The sequence below is a fragment of the Deinococcus fonticola genome, assembly GCF_004634215.1.
Lineage (GTDB): Bacteria > Deinococcota > Deinococci > Deinococcales > Deinococcaceae > Deinococcus > Deinococcus fonticola.
Window position 1 is genome coordinate 37,700 of the sequence record NZ_SMMH01000020.1, and the last position, 13,623, is coordinate 51,322.

12 protein-coding genes are annotated in these 13,623 nt (G+C 66.3%); 6 read left to right on the plus strand and 6 right to left on the minus strand.

The window, feature by feature from the left end:
- The first annotated feature begins 90 nt into the window (after positions 1-90).
- On the plus strand, positions 91-609 hold the full coding sequence (locus E5Z01_RS12460) for a hypothetical protein (protein ID WP_135229658.1): 519 nt from the start codon (positions 91-93) through the stop codon (positions 607-609).
- A 116-nt stretch (positions 610-725) separates the two neighbouring features.
- Positions 726-1,952: a sensor histidine kinase gene (locus tag E5Z01_RS12465; RefSeq protein ID WP_240738371.1), complete on the plus strand. Its 1,227-nt coding sequence runs from the start codon at positions 726-728 to the stop codon at positions 1,950-1,952.
- 180 nt (positions 1,953-2,132) lie between these two features.
- On the opposite strand, the gene E5Z01_RS12470 is transcribed toward E5Z01_RS12465, so the two are convergent.
- The 4 genes from E5Z01_RS12470 to E5Z01_RS12485 all read right to left on the minus strand — a co-directional run bounded on the left by E5Z01_RS12470 (position 2,133) and on the right by E5Z01_RS12485 (position 5,828).
- A complete protein-coding gene (locus E5Z01_RS12470) occupies positions 2,133-2,606 on the minus strand; it encodes a DoxX family membrane protein (RefSeq protein WP_135229660.1) in 474 nt (157 codons plus the stop codon).
- Positions 2,607-2,666: 60 nt separating this feature from the next.
- Complete coding sequence (gene rph, locus E5Z01_RS12475) at positions 2,667-3,410, minus strand: ribonuclease PH (RefSeq protein WP_135229661.1); 744 nt, start codon at positions 3,408-3,410, stop codon at positions 2,667-2,669.
- Positions 3,407-4,249 (minus strand): glutamate racemase, encoded by an 843-nt coding sequence (murI, locus tag E5Z01_RS12480; RefSeq protein WP_135229662.1) that lies wholly within the window; start codon positions 4,247-4,249, stop codon positions 3,407-3,409. The genes rph and murI overlap by 4 nt, the downstream gene beginning before the upstream one ends.
- Positions 4,250-4,367: 118 nt before the next feature.
- Positions 4,368-5,828, minus strand: a complete 1,461-nt coding sequence (locus E5Z01_RS12485; RefSeq protein ID WP_338069151.1) for a Ppx/GppA phosphatase family protein — start codon at positions 5,826-5,828, stop codon at positions 4,368-4,370.
- 3 nt (positions 5,829-5,831) lie between these two features.
- Between E5Z01_RS12485 and E5Z01_RS19540 the strand changes: the two genes are divergently transcribed.
- The 4 genes from E5Z01_RS19540 to E5Z01_RS12500 all read left to right on the plus strand — a co-directional run bounded on the left by E5Z01_RS19540 (position 5,832) and on the right by E5Z01_RS12500 (position 10,812).
- Positions 5,832-6,023 (plus strand): hypothetical protein, encoded by a 192-nt coding sequence (locus E5Z01_RS19540; protein WP_167757902.1) that lies wholly within the window; start codon positions 5,832-5,834, stop codon positions 6,021-6,023.
- Positions 6,024-6,099: 76 nt separating this feature from the next.
- Positions 6,100-7,017, plus strand: coding sequence for a class II fructose-1,6-bisphosphate aldolase (fba, locus tag E5Z01_RS12490; RefSeq protein WP_135229664.1), 918 nt, complete (start codon positions 6,100-6,102; stop codon positions 7,015-7,017).
- 135 nt (positions 7,018-7,152) lie between these two features.
- Positions 7,153-7,923, plus strand: a complete 771-nt coding sequence (locus tag E5Z01_RS12495) for a hypothetical protein (protein ID WP_240738372.1) — start codon at positions 7,153-7,155, stop codon at positions 7,921-7,923.
- Positions 7,924-8,148: 225 nt separating this feature from the next.
- On the plus strand, positions 8,149-10,812 hold the full coding sequence (locus tag E5Z01_RS12500) for a S8 family peptidase (RefSeq protein WP_135229665.1): 2,664 nt from the start codon (positions 8,149-8,151) through the stop codon (positions 10,810-10,812).
- A 110-nt stretch (positions 10,813-10,922) separates the two neighbouring features.
- On the opposite strand, the gene ispH is transcribed toward E5Z01_RS12500, so the two are convergent.
- Both ispH and E5Z01_RS12510 read right to left on the minus strand, forming a co-directional pair.
- On the minus strand, positions 10,923-11,918 hold the full coding sequence (ispH, locus tag E5Z01_RS12505; protein WP_135229666.1) for a 4-hydroxy-3-methylbut-2-enyl diphosphate reductase: 996 nt from the start codon (positions 11,916-11,918) through the stop codon (positions 10,923-10,925).
- A 9-nt stretch (positions 11,919-11,927) separates the two neighbouring features.
- Complete coding sequence (locus E5Z01_RS12510; protein ID WP_240738373.1) at positions 11,928-13,496, minus strand: phospholipase D-like domain-containing protein; 1,569 nt, start codon at positions 13,494-13,496, stop codon at positions 11,928-11,930.
- Positions 13,497-13,623 lie beyond the last annotated feature (127 nt).

Genomic DNA, 13,623 nt, shown 5'->3' on the forward strand with positions numbered 1-13,623 from the left:
CCTCGCCCGAAAGCTGCCCCGACGCATGTTCCCGAACATTCCCCCAGGGCTTCAGACGAGACAGCTCACCAGGCGAAGGGAGCACAGGCCGTGAACCCACCTCAGGGCGCGGCCGCTAAACCGGCCGCCTCCACTTCAGGTGGGTCTGTGGCGGCGGCGGCTGGACTGAGGCTCGGATCGTACCGCCTGCTGCCACCCTTGCCGGGTGAAAAACGTCTCCTGACCCTGGAGTTTGGTCACGTGAAAATGAGCGTGACGCGCACGCAACTGCTGGCGCTGCCGACCGCGACCCTCACCACCCGGCATGCCCAGCTTGGCCGCACCTTCACTTATCAGGGCGTGCTGCTGCGTACCCTGGCGTCCGCCATGCACACGCTGGGCCAGGACATGCGCGTGTACGGCAGCAACGGTTACGTGGCCACCATTGCCGCGCACGACTACATGACCGCCCCCATCATCCTGGCGCACACCGCCGATGGCAAACCCATCAGCATCCTGGAAAAAGGCCCCCTGACCATCGTGCTGCCCTCCAACACGCCCCGCTTTGAACAGAAGGGCGATTACTGGGTGTGGTTCGTGAACCGGATGACGCCGGTGCCCGGCCATTGACCATGACGCCTTCCTCGCCGCGCTCCCCAACACCGCCTGCCCCGACCCCTCCAATTGCTGCCCCTCCATCTTCTGCGCCGCGCGGGCTGACCCACTGGCTTCACCAGCTTCACCTGTTGCGCACCGTTCCCAGGGGTGTGCTGCTGCGCGAGGTGGGCCTGGCTGCCCTGCCGCTGCTGCTCAGTTTCTCGCTGCTGACCCTGAGTGCCCTGCCCGCCTTTCACGCCATTCAGGTCGGGCGCGGTCGCCAGGGCTTTTACTCCTATCAGGGCCTGGTGCAGGACATTCAGGCGTACCGCATCGCCCTGATGGATCACCAGGCCAGCCCTCAAGACCGCCGCGAAGCGTACCAGCGGGCGCTGTCCAGTACGCGCACGCCGGGGCAATTCGTGGCTCTGCGGGAGATCGAGACTTTCGGGGATGCCAGGCTGAACCACATCAATCAACTCATGGGCACCAATACCCTTCAGAGTGTGGGCCAGGCGGCGCAGGAAGCCAGCTTGCTCAACGCCCAGACCAACAGTTACCTGAGTTCCGTCGCCAGCCGCAACGTGCAGGCCCTGGGGGTCATGCGCCTGGCGCTGCTGGGCACCGCCGTCCTGACGGGTTTTCTCAGCATGGCCCTGATTGGCCGCGCCCTGTGGCTGTGGCGGGCCGAACGGGAACGGCAGCTGCGCCGTGACGCCCGTCAGCGCGAGGCCCTCAGCATGGCCAGCCACGAACTGCGCCGTCCCCTTCAGAAACTCCTGCTGCTCAGTGACCTGCTGCGCCAGGTCGAATGCCCCGAGGAACGCCAGCAACTCCTGACGCAGATCGAGGAGAGCGCCGCTCAGATCGCCAGCCGCGCCGACCTGAGCCGCCTGAATGATCTGTACCTGGACGTGACCCTGAAACTGGCCTGCCGTGACCTGCGCAGCGCCCTGCACGGCGCCGGTTCCGGCAACACCCGCGTGCGCGTGCACCTGCCCGATACCCCCCTGACCTGGCTGGTGGACATCGACCGTGTCCGGCAGATGGTGGAGAACCTGGTCGAGAACGCCCTGAAGTACACCTTCGGCCCGGTGGAAGTCACCCTGGACATGCATGACGGTCAGCCGCGCATCCGGGTGCGGGATTTCGGCGAGGGCGTTCCTGTGTCCCTTCAGGAACGGGTCTTCATGCCCTTTGAACGCGGCCCGCGCGGCCTGGTGCAGGGGCAAGGGCTGGGGCTTTCGCTGGTGCGGCGCTACGCCCGTGCGCACGGCGGCGACGTCACCCTGATCAAATGCCCCGGGGGGCCAGGCATGGTCGCCATTGTGACCCTGGGCCACCCCGATTCCACCCTGGCGTCCACCCGCCTCTGATCCCGTTTCAACCTCTTTTCCTCGAAGCCGAGAGATTTACTTCACGCTGCCCAGCTCCATCCAGGCTCACTTTGCTGGTGTGCCCACAACCGAGTCACCCTAACAGGAACAAGGGATCTGGAATGCACGCTGAAGGAACGACATTTGACGCTTTCGATCAGGAACTGGATGGTGCACTGATCAGGACTTCATCTTCTGACTGGCTGCTTTGGCTCCTGGCCTGGCTGGGCGTGGGGCGGGTGGCCCAGCCCCTTGCCCTTCCCGCCGCGTGAGCTGATCGAAAGCGGGTTCGCCGGGGCCGCCCAGTGCCAGGGCCAGCGCCCCCACACCCAGCAGCAGAGCCTCTGCCGTGCCGTTGCCGCCGGAAAGAATCCGGTTCCAGGGAGTGAAGTAAAGAGTGAGGGCCATCACCCCGCTCAGCAGCGCGGCAATGGGGCGTGTGCCCAGCCCCAGGCACAGCAGCAGGCCGCCGGCCAGTTGCAGCGTGGCGACCAGCGGAGCCGTCAGCAGCGGCAAAGGCACGTTCCACGCCTGAAACTGGCCCGTGACACTGGACAGGCCCTGCACGAAAATGGCCTGAAAGCCGTGCGCGGCGAACACCGCGCCAAGCGCCAGACGCAGGAGGGCCAGGGCCAGCAGCGGACGCCGGGTCATGCCCTCAGTCTAAACCATGTCCCAGGTCACATTTGCTGAAGGGTTCTGCGTGAACTCGCTTCAGATGCCCTGAATCACGGCCAGTTGCCGCGACAATTCCTGCATCACATCCCCGACCGCCGTGACTCCGGCATTCAGCAGGCGCGTGTACTCGTCCACGGTGATCGGCCCCAGTTCCGCGCCGCCCTGCACCTCGATCAGCTTCCCGTCGCTGGTGGCAATCACGTTCAGGTCGGCCCGCGCCACCTTGTCCTCGGCGTAATCCAGGTCGACGCGCAACTCCTCGCCGACGAGACCCACGCTGATCGCCCCGACATTGTGTACCACCGGCCACTCGCTGAGTTTGCCGCTGTGAATCAGGCGGTCACAAAAATCATGCAGAGCCGCGTGGCCTGCCAGGACGCTCGCCACCCGCGTCCCCCCGTCGGCCACCAGCACGTCGCAGTCCACGTACAGCGTCTGATTGCGGAAGTGCCGCAAGTCCATGCTGGCACGCAGGGCACGGCCCAGCAGGCGCTGAATCTCGTGGCGCCGCCCGTTCTGAAGGTTGCGTTCCCGCGCCTGACGGTCGCTGGTGGCGCGCGGCAGCATGGCGTACTCGGCCGTCAACCAGCCCTCCTTCGAGCCGCGCATGTGCGGAGCGGGTTTGTCTTCCAGCGTGACGGTCGCCAGGATCTCGGTGCGGCCCATCTTCAGGTGGGCGCTGCCGGGCGCGTGCGGGTTCACGCCACGCACCACGTGAACGGCGCGCGGCGTCAGGGCATCTCTGTCCTGACGGACGGGGGTTTTCGTTGATGGGGTCATGTGTCGATATGCTCGATTCTCAGCGGTGCACGGTGCGCTGCGGTGAGGTGCGCCTCATTCTGCACTTTTTCACCCAGCAGCGAGGCCATCACGCCCGCGTACCGCTCGACTTCACCCGTGACGAAGTACCGCACCTCACCCGGTTCAGTCCCCGAGGTCAACAGCTCACCGCCTCCCAGCACGTTGCGGGTGTGCCGGGCCACCGCCGCGCCGCTGTCGACCAGCCCAAACGCCCCGCCGAACTCGGCCTCGATGCTGCCCTTCAGAAAGGGATAATGCGTGCAGCCCAGCACCAGTTGATCGGCTCCGGCTTCCCGCAGGGGCGTCAGCACCTCGCGCAGCACCGCCCGCGCCTCCGGGCCGTCCGCTTTGCCCGCCTCCACCAGCGGCACCAGCTCGGGGCTCACGGCCTTGAGCACCTGCACCCCCGCCGGATCCGCGAATTCCCTGATCACGTCGTTCAGCAGGGTGCCGCGCATGGTGCCGGGGGTCGCCAGCACCCCCACCACACCCGTTCGCGTGGCCTGCACCGCCGGTTTGACCGCTGGCACCAGCCCGATGATGGGCATGTTGAACCGGGCCCGCAGGTGCGCCAGGCTGAACGCCGACGACGTGTTGCACGCGTTCACCACCGCTTTGACGCCCAGCCCGTGCAGCGCCGTCACCGCCCGGTCCGTCAGGTCACGAATTTCAGCGTCACTCCTTGCGCCGTAGGGGACGTGCGCCGTGTCCGCCAGGTAGACGAAAGCCTCGTGCGGCATGGCGCGGCGCAGGTCGGCCAGAATACTTAACCCCCCCACGCCAGAATCGAACACGCCAATGGGAAGGTCACGGCTCATCACGCCAGAAATGATAAGCGATGACGCCTCGGCCTCCGGCGCAGGGCCGCCACCGCGAGTCCAGACTTCTCGATGCTGAAAGAGTACGTAACCCAGATATTTTTCCCCGGGCTTTCTTTCAGGTCATCACTTTCAGGGTCAGTGCCCCGAACTCTTTCTCCCACAGGTCGGCTTTCTGCTGGAGGCCCGTGACGTCCAGCGGGGAAGCTCCCTGAACGTGCAGCGCCCAGCCGTTCTTGCTGCGGGTCAACGACTCCACCGACGCGTTGCCGGAGTGAGAGCGGTCCAAGCCGTCGGCCACGCGCAGAATAGCGGCCAGGCGCGACACCAGCCTCTGGTCGGCGGGCAGCAGCGCCATGAACTCGGGGTGCGATGGTCGGGGGGGACTCTTGCGGTGGTAGCGGGCAATCTGCGCGATCAGCTCAATTTCACGCGGACTGAAGCCGCGCAGCCCCGCGTGGCGAATCAGGTAGGCGCTGTGCTTGTGGTGACTGCTCTGCGCCACGATCAGGCCCGTCTCGTGCAGGGCCGCCGCCGCCGTCAGCAGGCTGCGGGCGTCCTCCGGGAAGTCCTCACCGGCCTCCTGTAAAGCCCCCAGCAGGTCGCGCGACAGTTGCGCCACCTGTTGCCCGTGTACCGGGTTCACGCCGAACCGCTCGGCGGTGGCCAGCACGCTGCGCTGCCGCGCACTCAGGCCACTTTTAAAGGAGCTGAAGCGCGACAGTTCCTCCAGCAGCATGCCTTCTCGCAGCGCGCCCTCGCTGACCGTCACCACGCCCGCACTCAGCATGTCCAGCGCCGCGTGCAGCACCGTCAGGCCCGCCACGATGGTGTCCAGGCGGCGTTCCAGGCCGGGGAACTTGTGCCGCGCCGCTGGTTTCGTGCCCGTCACGCGCCCCAGCAGGTTCGCCAGTTCGGTCAGGGTGAACTGCGTTCCGTTCACGCTGCTCACCTGACCGCGCGAGGCGGCGATGGCTATGGCCGCCGCCTGCGCCGTGCCGCTCGACAGAATAAAACGCGTGCCAGGACGCGCCTGAAAAGTCGGCTGGTGCGGGGCGAGCTGCCGCCTGACCTCCTGGCGCAGGGCCTTGATCTGCGCGGCCTTGCCCACGCCGTCCGGCACGAACGCCCCCGTCATGCGAATGCTGCCCAGCGGCAGGCTCTGCACCGCTTCCGGATGGGTGGCGTTCCCGCGCACAAATTCCAGGCTGCCGCCCCCCAGGTCGAGCAGCACGTTGTCATCCCCCATGTCCACGCTGCTGGCCACACCCAGGTAAGTCAGTTCGCCTTCACGTTCACCGCTGATGATGGTGGGGTAGATGCCGGTGCGCTCCCGCATGCGCTCAGCCACCGCCGCGCCATTGGGCGCTTCGCGCAGGGCGCTGGTGGCGTACACCCGCACTTCCGCCGCGCCCGCGCCCAGCGCCAGTTCCCGGAAACGTGTCAGTGCCGACGCCAGCCGGTCTTCACCTTCCGCCGTCAGCGTGCCGTCCGGCGCGAGGCACTCGCCCAGGCGCGTGGCGTCCTTCAGCGCGTCCAGAACGCGGTAACCATTTTCTCCTTCTGTCTGTGCAATCAACAGGTGACTGGAACTCGTGCCCACATCCGCAACGGCGACCCTCATACCCGCAGCATAAAGCGCCCCGCCAGGAAAACATCAGCCCAGGCGGCCCACCCCCGTCCCGAATCCCCGCTGAAACTCGGGCGCGTGGTGTTCTGGCCGCCCAGCGCGAACAAAGGCCCGCCGGGAACGGAAGCGGCCCTGTCCCATTAAGCGGACGCCGCCTTCAGAGCTTTCGCCAAATCCCTCCATTCACACGTTAAAGTGGGAAGGCTTAAAGGAGGCACACATGCTCGTAACCGGTAAGGACATCCTCGTTCCCGCCCGCGCAGGCAAGTACGGGGTTGGCGCGTTCAACACCAACAACATGGAGATCACCCAGGCGATCATCCACACCGCCGAGAAACTCCGCAGCCCCGTCATCGTGCAGATGAGCGAAGGGGCCATCAAGTACGGCGGACAGGATCTGGCGAATATCGTCAAGGACCTGGCGACCCGCGCGACCGTGCCCGTCGCCCTGCACCTCGATCACGGCAGCAGCTACGAATCCTGCCTGAAGGCCATCAAGATGGGCTTTACCAGCGTGATGATCGACGCCTCGCACCATCCCTTCGAGGAAAACATCGCCGAGACCAGGCGTGTCGTAGAAGCCGCGCACATCATGGGCATCAGCGTGGAGGCCGAGCTCGGCCGCCTGGGCGGCATCGAGGAACACATCGTCGTGGACGAGAAAGACGCCTTCCTGACCGACCCCGAGGAAGCCGTGCAGTTTATCGAGCAGACCGGCACCGACTACCTGGCGATTGCCATCGGCACCAGCCACGGCGCGTACAAGGGCAAGGGCCGCCCCTACATCGACCAGGCCCGCATTGCCCGTATCGGTGAACTGACCACCATTCCGCTGGTCGCGCACGGCAGCAGCGGCGTGCCTGCCGAAATCACCCGCCGTTTCCGCGAGTCGGGCGGCGAGATCGGGGACGCTGTGGGCATCGCCGACGACGACCTGCGCGAAGCCTGCCAGCACGGCATCGCCAAGGTGAACGTGGACACTGACCTGAGGCTGGCCAGCACCGTGGGCATCCGCGAAGTGCTGAAGAACACACCCAAGGAATTCGACCCGCGCAAGATCTTCGGGCCGGCCCGCGAAGTGATGAGCCAGATCGTCGAGCACAAGATGGGCGTGCTGGGCAGTGTCGGCAAAGCCTGACCACCTGACCTGCGCATCTGCACAGCGGTTTTGAACCGCCCCCGCCTTAACTGATTCCCGCCTGACCGTAGACTCAGCGTCCGTGAGTCTTCAGGCGGGAATTTCTCACCTTTCCCGCCTATGCTCTTGCTGTTTATGCTGTTCCCCTGCTTGCCGCTACGCCGCGCTCCCTGGGTTACCCTGCCCAGAATCGCGGCGTTGAGCGGCGTGGTGCTGGGCAGCCTGGCCCTCACGCAGGGGGCGGCGGTGCCCAGCACCACCCCTGGCGTACCGGCCAGCCTGCCCGCCACAACCGCCACGCGTCTGGCCGGCCTGCTGCCGGGCACCGGCCAGGTCGTGCAGATCATGCAGCTCGGGTCGCGCCTGACCGCCGTGGACTTGCAGAACAGGGTGCTGGAGGTGGGCGGCAGCCGCGAAGCCTTGCAGGCGGTGCTGGCGGTGATCGCCCGGGGCGGCATGCCCGTTTACGACGAACGCCTGGGCATCAGCAAGGCGGAATTCGGCAAGTATTTGGCCTTCCAGCCGCTGCTGATCCCCACGGGCAAAACCGTGAAACTGCCGGTCACGCGGGACGCCAGCCGCGTCACTTTTCTGGATTCCCCGGCCCTCAGTGTCCTGCGCGGCCTGAGTTTCGACCTGCGTACCGGCGAGGTAAGGATTCCCGAGGGCTTTACCATCAAGCCCGTCAGCATCACTCCCAGTTCGGCCCCGGACCGCACGCTGGACATCAAACAGGCCTTCATCTGGAACATGAAGGCGTATAACGCCAGCACCCAGAACGGCGTGAGCGGCCAGCTCTGGCTGTACCACCTGACCAGCGGCCAGGTCGTTATCGGATACAAGCGCATGAGCATGATCAAGGGTATTCCCAACGACGGTGACCTGATGATCTCCTACCAGCGCTGAGGAGCAGGAAAAGTGAAGAGGACTGCCGTAGGCGATAGAACATGCCGCATGTTTTCTCGGTTATCCATCTGGGCAGCTCTTATGGGCGCTGTGGCAGCGCCAGACCGGCGTTTTCATACTGTTCTTCGAGGGCGTCGAGTGGGCTGATGTTCACCTGACCTCTCATCAAGATGTCCTCATGCTTCCTTCAGGGGGCGTCAAGTGGCGCTCTGTAGGCTAAGCAGCATGAAACGAAGTTACGCCTTCCTGACGACGCTCGGCGTCGCCCTTGCCCTTGGTACGGCCAGCCAGGCCAGTGCCGGAACGCTCTCTCCGACCCTGTTGCAACGCGCCAAGGCGGGCGACCAGACGCCGGTCGGGGTGATTGTTCGCTTTAACGTCTCGAACACGACCAAGGGCCGTGCCCTCTACAAGAACCTGCGTGGTCAGCTGAACAGCCAGATCGCCAAACTCGGGCCGTCGGCCGGATTCCTCAAGCAGGCCATCAACAGCAAGAAGACCACCGAACTGTGGCTCGATCAGAGCATCTACCTGCCCATGACGCCCGTGCAGGCCCGCGCAGTGTCGCTGCTGCCCTTCGTCTCGGAGGTGTTCGAGAACTTCAAGGTGCAGGTGCCCCGCGCGGTGGCCCTCAGCACGGCGAGTGCGCCCGCCGGCACGCCGTGGTTCCTGGACAAGATCGGGGCGCCGCAGGCCTGGGCCGCCGGCTTCAAAGGCCAGAACGTCCGCATCGGGCACCTGGACAGCGGCATTAACATCAACCACCCGGACCTGGCCGGCAAACTGGCTGCCTACGCGGAATTCAACGGCGACGGTGACCGGGTGAACAGCCAGCCGCACGACACCACCGACCACGGCACGCACACTGCCGGCCTGCTGGTCGGCAACAAGACTGGCGTGGCGCCCAGCGCCAAGGTCATCAGCGCCCTGGTGCTGCCGAACAACGAAGGGACGTTCGCGCAGGTCATCGCGGGTATGCAGTGGGTGCTCGACCCCGACAACAACGCCGACACCGACGACGGCGCGGACGTCGTGAACATGAGCCTCGGTATTCCCGGCACCTACGACGAGTTCATCGTGCCGGTGCAGAACATGCTGAAAGCCGGCGTGGTTCCGGTGTTCGCCATCGGCAACTTCGGCCCGGCGTCGGGTTCCACCGGCAGCCCCGGCAACCTGCCGGACGCCATCGGCGTGGGAGCGGTCGGGCAAGACGGCCAGGTCGCCAGCTTCAGCAGCCGTGGCCCCGTCGCGTGGCAGGGCAAAATCAACGGCGTATTCGTGAAACCCGATATCGCCGCGCCGGGCGTGGACATCACCAGCACTTTCCCCAACGGTGCCTACGGCTCCAAGAGCGGCAGCAGCCAGGCCAGCCCGATCACGGCGGGCGCGGTGGCGGTGCTGCTTTCCGCCAAACCGGGCACCAGCGTGGACGCCATCAAGAACGCGCTGTACACCAGTGCCAGCAACGCCGGCAGCAAGAACAACAATGTGGGTTACGGCCTGATCAGCATCCCTGGCGCACTGGGCAAACTGGGCCTGACGACCTCGGCCCCCGCGCCTAAACCTACCCCGACGCCCACGCCGGCTCCGGCTCCGGCTCCCACCCCCGCACCTAAACCCACGCCAGCACCAACACCGGCCCCGACTCCTGCACCAGCTCCGGCACCCAAACCGACCCCCGCGCCGACGCCGACCCCCACACCGGCCCCAGCTCCCAAACCGACGCCGGCCCCGACACCCACGCCAGCTCCGGCTCCCAAGCCCACCCCGACGCCTACTCCGCCTGCGGCGACCCCGACGGCTCCCAGCGGCTACACCCTGTGCGCCGTGGAGGGCGGCACCTGCACCAACGTCGCCAACAAACAAGTGGCCTTCGGTACGGCCGGCAAGTATGTCTTCGGCACCAACGACGCCTCGCCGACCTTCAAGTGCACCGTCGCCGAATGGGGCGGCAACGACCCGTCCCCCGGCGCTGTCAAGGGCTGCTTCGTGAAAGGCGCGGCTGCACCCGCTCCTGCCCCGACGCCTGCTCCTGCTCCCGCCCCCGTGCAGCCCAGCGGCCAGAAACCCAGCGTACTGCTGGTCGACGACGACATGGGCCAGGGCGCCGACGTGACGACCTTCCTGCGCGACGCCATCAAGGCCAATGCCTCCAGCGCCCTGGTATGGAATGTGCAGACGCAAGGTGCCGTGCCACTCAGCGAGCTGCGCCGTGCCCAGGTGGTCGTGTGGGCCACCGGCGAGAACTACCAGGGCACCATTACCGCCGCTGACCAGAACACCCTGGCGCAGTACCTCCAGGGTGGCGGGAAACTGCTGGTGACCGGGCAGGACATCGGCTACGACATTGGGGGCAGCAGCTTCTACCAGAACTTCCTGAAAACCCGTTTCATTGCCGACAGCAGCGGCACGCCCGTGTTCGTGACTGGCGGGGCCTTCGGCAACACCAAATACACCCTGAATGCCCAGGGCAGCGCCGGCAATCAGATGTATCCAGACGTGATCGCCGACCTGAGTGGCGGGCAGACCGTCGCCAGCTGGGGCGCGGCCAACGCCACCGCCGGCACCATCACTGCCCAGAGCATCCGTGTCGACCCGAACAAGCAGCGGGCCGCCAAGAAAGTTCAGGATCAGCGTGGGCAGGTGGTCGACCTGGCTTCTAACGTGGTCGGCTCGCTGCTGAACCAGATTCTGGGCGGCAACACCCAGGCCCAGGCACAGAACCGCACCCGCGTGCAGGCCCAGAGTGCTGGCGACAATGCCGGAGCTATCGTCCTGAACGATGCCGGACGCTACCGCACCGTCAACATGGGCTTCGGCATCGAGGGCCTCAGCCCCCAGAGCCGCAGCATCCTGATGAAGACCGCCTTCGACTGGCTGATGAGGTAAACCAGACCGGCCCCGCCAATGTTCCAGGGCCGCCAGTCAAAACCCCCGATGTCACGTCGGGGGTTTTTCTTTGTGCTGTCAGGTTTTCAGAGGGATACAGCTCCGGCGGTTCACTGCATGGTGCGGGGCAAGTCCTGGGTAGGCAGGATTTTCTTCGGTTCACGGAACTCGATGTTCTCCCACTCTCCCTCTTCAATGATCTGCAGGGCGGGGTTCAGGGCCTGGAAGTGTCCCACGACTTCCTGCACCAGATCGTCAGGTGTGCTGGCCGCACTGGTAATCCCGATGCTGCGAACGCCGCCGAGGTCGATGTCCTTCAGGTCGGCGGCCGTTTCCAGCCGGTAGGCGCGTCCGCAGGTTTCCGCCGCGAGTTCCAGCAGGCGCATGCCGTTGCTGGAGTGGGTGCTGGTCAGCACCAGAAAAACCTCCACCTGCGGCGCAATGTTTTTCACGGCGTCCTGGCGGTTTTTGGTGGCGTAGCACAGGTCTTCGCTGGGCGGCACCACCAGCGCCGGGAAACGCCCTTTCAGGATGTCGATGGTGCGCCGGGTGTCGTCCACGCTGAGGGTCGTCTGGGTCAGCACCACCAGTTTTTCGGGGTCTGGCACCTGCACGGTGTGCGGGTCGTTCAGGCCCGCCCCGGACTTGCCCAGCACGCCGACCAGAATGGTGTTGTCGGGGGCCTCGCCCTGCGTGCCGATCACCTCCTGATGGCGCGCACTGTCGCCGATCAGCAGGATGGTGAAGCCCTCGCGCGCGTATTTCTTGGCCTCGGTGTGGACTTTGGTCACCAGCGGACAGGTGGCGTCGATGGTGGCCAGGCCCAGGGCGCGGGCCCGTTCGCGCACGGCAGGGCTGATACCGTGCGCGCTGAAGACCACCGTGTCGCCACCCTCCGGCAAATGCTCGATGGCGTTCAGATCCTCCACGAAGTGAACGTTGCCGCCCCGCTCCAGCCGCTCGACCACGGTGTGGTTATGAACGATGGAGTGGTACACCGTGACCGGGCGGGGTTCCTGCGCCGCGGCCCGCTCCACCGCCTGAATGGCCATGACGACGCCCGCGCAGAATCCGCGTGGTTTCGCCAGGTAAAGTTTCTCGACCATGGCTCCAGTCTAAAGGCCCGGCTGCCCGTTGCTGCGGCGCGGCCCACGTTCCTGTTCCTGCTTGGGCAGGGCCGGCGGGTTGTGCTCCAGCGGACGCACGAACCGGAGCCAGCCGGGCGGCGCCACGGCCTGACTCTGCCGCGCCCACACGGCATTGAAACTCTCTTCCTGCTCGCGGACAGCCTGCGCGTCCGAGGTCGCCACGAAGGCCTCGTTCAGTCCGGCCGGCCCCCACGAGCTGAAGTGGAAATTCATGCTGCCCACCGCCACCATGCCGTGATCCACGCTCAGGGCCTTGGTGTGCATGTTGAAGTTGACGTAGCGGGCCTCGAACAGCTGATCCAGACCGCGCCTTCTGGCCTCGTAGCGCATCAGGGCGATGCCGCTGCGGTTAGCCCCCGCCCCGAAACCGTAATTGACGGTCAGGACGCGCACCCGCACGCCGCGTTCCATGGCCCGCAGCAGCGCCGCCAGGTAGGGCGGGAACGTTTCGCTTCCGCAATTGTCCGGCCCCAGGTAGGCCGCCCAGCAGTTCAGCGCGGGGCTGAAGTCCGCCTGCATCAGGTCTATTTCCTGCCTGGCCGCGTCGATCAGGGCCAGCTGTGCCCGGTCGGCCTCGTCCACGCCGCCCGCCCGGCGGTACAGCAGGAAAGCCCGCGCCCCCCCTGCTACTGACCCCGTCACTGGCCCCGCCGTGAGCGCCTGCTGCGCGGCGTCCGGGTGGCTGACCGGATCGGGCGGCCTCAGGAAGCACACGCGTGACACTTCGCTGGCTGCCACGTTCGCCGGGCAGCGCACCTGCCTGGAGAAGCGCCACAGGTCGTCGAAGATGGCCACGCCCTGCTGCGCCAGCGGGCCACGGATGCGGATTCCCAGGTCGTGCAGGTCGCGCCCGCCCGGTTCACTGCTCGGCAGGTGCCAGTTGGTGAAGTTGAACCCCGCCACGCCCACGTCCTGACCGTCGATCACGTGCAGTTTCACGTGGCTGTGCGGAATCACCGAGTAATTCATGACCGTGACCTGCCAGCCCAGCCGCGCATCGGCCAGCGGCACCTGCAACTGCCGCAGGTCACGCACCAGTTCCAGCGCGTAAGTGCCGCCGTCCTCGCGCTTCAGATCCGGAAAGCCGCCCAGAATCACGCGCACGGTCATGCCCTGCGGGTAGTTCTGCGGGGTGGCCGCGACCTTGGCGTACAGGTCGCGCACCCCCTGGGCGAAGATATATCCGGGGTTGCCCGGTCCGCTGTGCCACTCCATGCTGGTCAGCAGCACCTCGCGCCGCGCTTCCCGCACCTGCGCCGCGATCTGCATGAAGGCGTCCGGGACTTCAGGCGTGCGCGGGGTGCGCTGGTACGCCACGAACGCGTTGCCGCACGACAGGTCGGGCTGGCGCTGCGTCTGCTGCCACACTGCGCGTTCCAGCGGGTTCCCGGGCGGCGGGCAGGCCGGGACACCCAGAACCTGCGGCGGCAGCAGCGGCCCGAACCCCAGCGCCAGTCGCGCGGCCTCAGCGGCCCCGGACGTGAAGGTCAGGGCCGTGGATGCCAGCACACTCAGGAGGAAAGGCCGCCAGTTCACCGCGCCAGCATAGCCTCTGCCGGCGCTCAGGAATGAGGAAATTGCCCTCTGAGCCGCGGCATCAGGGAACATGAAGGCTCAGCGCGCGAAGGCTCGGCGCACCGGACACGCCGCCCGCATGAAGGTA